The organism is Falsigemmobacter intermedius (genome assembly GCF_004054105.1).
Taxonomy (GTDB): Bacteria; Pseudomonadota; Alphaproteobacteria; order Rhodobacterales; family Rhodobacteraceae; genus Wagnerdoeblera; species Wagnerdoeblera intermedia.
This window is the reverse complement of record NZ_SBLC01000090.1, coordinates 1-4,087: the sequence shown is the minus strand read 5'-3', so window position 1 is coordinate 4,087 and position 4,087 is coordinate 1. Positions and strand designations below refer to the sequence as shown.

At 53.7% G+C, this 4,087-nt stretch carries 6 protein-coding genes; 2 read left to right on the top strand and 4 right to left on the bottom strand.

Features of this window, described 5'->3' with window-relative positions:
- Positions 1–244: 244 nt before the first annotated feature.
- From EP867_RS19975 to EP867_RS18960, 3 genes are all read right to left on the bottom strand, one after another.
- Complete coding sequence (locus EP867_RS19975; protein ID WP_164888960.1) at positions 245–415, bottom strand: hypothetical protein; 171 nt, start codon at positions 413–415, stop codon at positions 245–247.
- Between the two features lie 435 nt (positions 416–850).
- A complete protein-coding gene (locus EP867_RS18965) occupies positions 851–1,036 on the bottom strand; it encodes a hypothetical protein (protein WP_128491002.1) in 186 nt (61 codons plus the stop codon).
- Between the two features lie 108 nt (positions 1,037–1,144).
- A complete protein-coding gene (locus EP867_RS18960) occupies positions 1,145–1,354 on the bottom strand; it encodes a cold-shock protein (RefSeq protein ID WP_128491001.1) in 210 nt (69 codons plus the stop codon).
- 229 nt (positions 1,355–1,583) lie between these two features.
- On the opposite strand from EP867_RS18960, the gene EP867_RS18955 reads away from it, so the two are divergent.
- Together EP867_RS18955 and EP867_RS18950 are read left to right on the top strand one after the other, a co-directional pair.
- Positions 1,584–1,871 carry a DUF982 domain-containing protein gene (locus EP867_RS18955; RefSeq protein ID WP_241656979.1) on the top strand — a complete coding sequence of 96 codons (288 nt, stop codon included), beginning with the start codon at positions 1,584–1,586 and terminating at the stop codon, positions 1,869–1,871.
- Positions 1,872–2,161: 290 nt separating this feature from the next.
- Positions 2,162–3,148, top strand: a complete 987-nt coding sequence (locus tag EP867_RS18950; RefSeq protein WP_128491000.1) for a hypothetical protein — start codon at positions 2,162–2,164, stop codon at positions 3,146–3,148.
- A 665-nt stretch (positions 3,149–3,813) separates the two neighbouring features.
- On the opposite strand, the gene EP867_RS20120 is transcribed toward EP867_RS18950, so the two are convergent.
- Positions 3,814–4,087 (bottom strand): hypothetical protein (locus tag EP867_RS20120; RefSeq protein WP_206616388.1); only part of this gene is annotated, 274 nt, incomplete at its 5' end.

The following is a 4,087-nucleotide window of genomic DNA, read 5'->3' as shown; positions in this document are numbered from 1 at the left end:
TCGGAATACTGCTCCATACCGTCGGTAGTCGTTGCCGTGCAAGGTTGATAGGTCCGGGTTATCAGCACATAGCATGCGGCTCTTACGATGTGCGTTTAGTAAAATCTCCGATCATAAGGCCTCCAAACGCGAAACCGCCCGAGGTCTTACCCCGAGCGATCCAAGTTAGTTTGGGTGGTTCAGACGCCTGGAATGAAGCGGGCCAGCCTGCCGGCCGCCCTCATCGTCCCAGCGTAACAGCGCCTCAGGAGCGCTGATTGGGCTTTTCCGCTGAGACCTGCTCGGTCGCAGGCTTATCACCGGCCTGCCGACGCTGGGGATCCGCGTCCACAGCTTTTTGCGGCTCCTGCGCCTGATGCTGGGCGGGAGCGGGCTTCGGTGTAATCAGCGGAGTGGTTTTGTTGTCGGTACCCATGTCGGGTCCTCCATAAAGCCGCTCGGGAAGTTCCCGCGGCTTCCATATAGATGGGGACGTTTTAGCCAATTAACAGGCTTACCGTGCAATAATATTTCAGCACACTGAATTTAAAAGAAACTATATTTCCGATTTGGAGTGACGGCGCGTCGACGTCCCGCCCACAGCGCAAAATTTTCGGCGCTATATCGGCTTTGAGACTATAGCCAGACATTCGGGAGAATGCTCACTAAAGAAGCCATCGTCCTGCAGGACCTGGCTGTATCGCCTTCAGAATGACGCTTTGCGCCACGCATCAGGCCGCTCTGGGATCAGAGCGGCTCGAATACGGACAGAAATGAAAAAGCAGTTCGATCACTTCGATGAAGGTTCATACGAATGCCCTGCCTGGCCGGCGGACAGATCCGCAGTTCTGCCCGATCACCAGTGCGTTTTTCAAACGGCAGCGTCGAAGCGTTCCCGAGCCAGCCGCTGTTCGCGCAGGCGGCTGGTTTTATCCTGGCGTTGTATATCCAGGGAACTCAGCTCGTGCAGAGCCCGGCTGGCATCGCTGCTTTTTGCTTTCAGTCTTGCAAAGGACATCTCGGCTTGCAGGCGGCTTTTGGTCAGTATTTCATACATTAAATACATATCCCTCTGAGGAAAAACAAAAGGCCAGACTTTCGTCCGGCCTTTTGCAAAATTGGCATGGCTTTCTGATGCGCGCACCGGAAAACCAGATTCCAGAGATCAGGCAGCAGTGAGATTGCAGGCCGACATTTTGCCAGACTTGCTGTCACGTTCCATATCGAAGTTGAGCTTTTGCCCTTCGTCGAGACCGTTCATACCTGCACGTTCGACAGCGGAGATATGCACAAATGCATCTGCCGCGCCGTTATCGGGCTGAATGAAACCAAAGCCTTTAGTGGAGTTAAACCATTTTACGGTGCCGGTGGTCATGATGAACCCTTTCCAAGCAAAAATAACCATTTCCGCTACTGCGGAATGGGTGCGTTAACGGCGCTTTAATGAGGAGGGTTCGATCGAAACAATGCAGTGGCATTGTTAAAAACTTAGCTCAACGAAAAACTATCAACTCGTTCTGTCTAGATGGCTTGCCAGGATAAGTCAAGTTAACGCTAACATGGTTTCTCTGGCATCTGAGCCACCCGCAATAATAGTGCTTGCTTTGCTCTTCGAAACCCGTCATTTTGTTCTGATGTTCGAAGTAAATTGGGGTAAGCCCCTCGTTATCGCCGTCACTACCGAAGGTGACACCAAGAAAATCTCCACCATTGAGCACGCACAGTATCTTCTGAGCCGTAAGTGGCCAGTCGACGATGTTGCGCGCCGAAATGCTCTCAGCGCAATCGATGATGCCATGGAATGCATGGGAAGCGTCACAAGCGCCCGTGTTGCATTTCTGCAGGCTGCACAATCAGCCGGATTTCAGCCAGCAGCAGCTTCCTTTACCTGAATTTGATAAAGCGGCCCGTGGGCCGCTTTTCTTATGCTCCGGAAGGGCTTGCATGTGATTTTCCGCGCATCCCCCCCCTTTGCCATCGACCTTGATCAAGCCCATAAATCATACTCGGCCAAGCAGCGCCACGGGTCGGAGAACGGTCATATGCCCCATTTGTCTTGTACGCCCTTTCCGGCATGACACTAACACAAATGGCCATCTTCAGCACTGGCATCACATGGATCATCGTATACCGCGCGAGGGCGATCGGCTATAATGTCCTCACGATTTCCTGAGGTCATTAAATGAAGCGTTATCTGCTTTCGGTTGCCCTGTCGCTTTTTGCACTTTCAGGCGCTCAGGCGACCCAGCTCATGGACGTACCCGGGCAGTTTAAGCCGCTTGACCTGAACGGGCACACCATCACGGGCAAGGTGAATTTCTGGGGTGACAGAATTGTATTCGAAGGCGGCAAGTGGCGCTCCTTCACGCGTCTGCCGGAAAAAATGGGTGAATGGGGGCCGCGAACAACTGTAGCCGCGGACATCCTTAAACTGGAGGGTGACGACGAGCCTACTCCCAAGGGTAAGCACCTCTGCTCCGAAGATCGTCCGGCGACCTATCTCGCACTCTACCATCGCGGCGACCGGATGTTCATGCAGTCCTTCACCGGCAGTGAAGAGCCGACGGGTTACAAGTCTGAAGGAGCTTGCGAGCAGTTTCTCTACCAGTTCCCCGAAGGGTTCGACCCCACGCAAGTGGTGCGGCAGGTAGGTACCAGCGATGGTTCGACCAAGACCAGTGAAGATGAGAGACAGGCGGCAGTAGCTCAACGACAGGCAGGTCTTCGGGGCGACTGGCGCATCAGCCGGGAGAAAGACCCCATCACCGACCGGGCTAAGATGTACCTTACGCTCAGAGCATCAGAACACGACGTCCGCACGGTAAAGACCCCGCAACTGGTCTTACGATGTGTGGAGGGGGAGTTGAGTGTCCATGTGAACTGGCACGTCTTCATCTCCGCGAAAGACCGTGTCAGCGATGACATCAAGCTAACTTTCCGGTTGGACAGCGCGGATCCGCAGACCTCCAACTGGGGTCTATCCACCGATAACACTGCGACATTCTATGGGGGCAACGACACGATCTTCATGCGATCGCTGGCTGAAACGGACACTTTCGTCGCCCGCGTTACTCCCTACCGCGACCCGCCTGCTACGGCCATTTTTCACATCGAAGGGCTATCCGCTCATATCGATGAGCTGTTCGAGACATGCGGGCGGCGGTTCTGATCTAGGCAAGGCTGCCCCAAGCGATTTCTCACCTATCTCTCCGTACATCGCCCGCTGAAGAGCGGGCAGTGCTACGTAGCATAACCTTTACTGGAGCCCACGCCTCTCAATACCCACAGTTAGGGGATTTCGCACATTGTTCTGCCCCGCTTCAGATCTCTGATAATCTTACATTATCGGGCAAGATTTGCAGTTAGGCTGCATACCCCCACGGTTGTCACAGCATTAGGGTTGCGACTATCGTTGCTGTCATTTGCTGCAGCAACCTCCGTGGAAATTATATGTTTGAAGTTGGAAAGAAGTATCGATTTGTCCGGATCATCGAGGGTGATGAGGTTACAACGCATGGGACGGTCGAGGCTTACGATCACCCTCTCATCCGGCTGGCTCGCAGAGAGCCCGTGACGATTGTCCTTAGATCTGTTGCTCCAGATGGCACAGAGACTGACATGGACATGCGTCATGAAGTTCCGGCAGGCCCCCCTGGTGAAATTATCAACGTGACCTCTCCACTTTTCGTAAGTGCCCAAGAGCAAGAAGAGAAATAGGCATGACTTCTTACTGCCGATAACCACACATGATCGGCAACAAGAAGTCATAAGCGTGTTGGAAAATTAAAAAGCCCGCTCAAAGGCGGGCTTGGTGCGCATATACGCATAGTCCCGTTATATGAAGATAAGCCGCCAGCTCTTGATAGGTGATTGCCTCAGGGCCGTATGGATTATACCGCCGAGTTTGAGACAACGCGAGAAAGGCCTCCCAGATGGGCAAGCCGTATGCCGGTGGGGCTTGATAGCGGCTGTGAGCGTGGAGTATTCAATGATCGTCGCCGTTCGGGACCGCCTGGCCAGCCAGAAACCTGAACCCATGGCCACAAGCAGCGCAAACCCGATGATGAATGGCATTGTGTTGGCGTCGTAGACTTCAAGTGCTTGCAAA